Here is a 588-nt window from a genome sequence, read left to right as displayed (position 1 = left end):
GCGCTGTATGCGCCTTGGCCGCCGTCGATGACGGCGATGAGTGGGGCTTCGATGCGTTCAAGCAGCAGTTGGTAGTCGCGGGTGGTTTCGTGTTTGCACCAGTGCCAGGCGATCACGTGGTCGATGGTCGCCGCGACGATCAGGCAGCCACCGGCGGTGTAGGTGCCATCGAGAAATACCTGGTCGTAGATCCGCTTGTGGTGGCCGGCGGTGGGGTCAGGCACATCAACGAGCCAGCACCACTTGAAGCGCCGCTTCATGGTGGCGCGGCTAACACCGTTTCGTTTGGCTAGGTCGTCGAGTGATATTGCGGTGGTGCAATGCTCGATGAACTGGGTGAACACTGCCGCGTTGGTGATGTCGTTTCGACGTTTGACGCTGGAGGCGCCGCATTGTTTGCAGCGCCATCTGGTGGTGCCTTTGCTGGTGGTGCCGTTGCGTTTCATTTCACCGCCGCAGTGGCAGCGTGGTTGGTTCTTCGACATTGCGACACCACACCACGCCGCGCATAGCACATCACGGCTGCCACACCGAGGATTTCCCGTCGGGGGCTAGATATATGCTTCCGGAGCATATACTTTCCGGAAA

At 59.9% G+C, this 588-nt stretch carries 1 pseudogene; it reads right to left on the bottom strand.

Features of this window, described 5'->3' with window-relative positions:
- Positions 1-485 (bottom strand): annotated as a pseudogene (locus AB1Z34_RS11165) (IS256-like element IS1249 family transposase); the annotation flags it as partial.
- Between the last annotated feature and the right edge of the window lie 103 nt (positions 486-588).

It is taken from the genome of Corynebacterium sp. 045007, from assembly GCF_040743205.1.
Taxonomy (GTDB): Bacteria; Actinomycetota; Actinomycetes; order Mycobacteriales; family Mycobacteriaceae; genus Corynebacterium; species Corynebacterium jeikeium_D.
The sequence above is the reverse complement of the archived record's forward strand: the minus strand, read 5'-3'. Positions and strand labels throughout refer to the sequence as shown.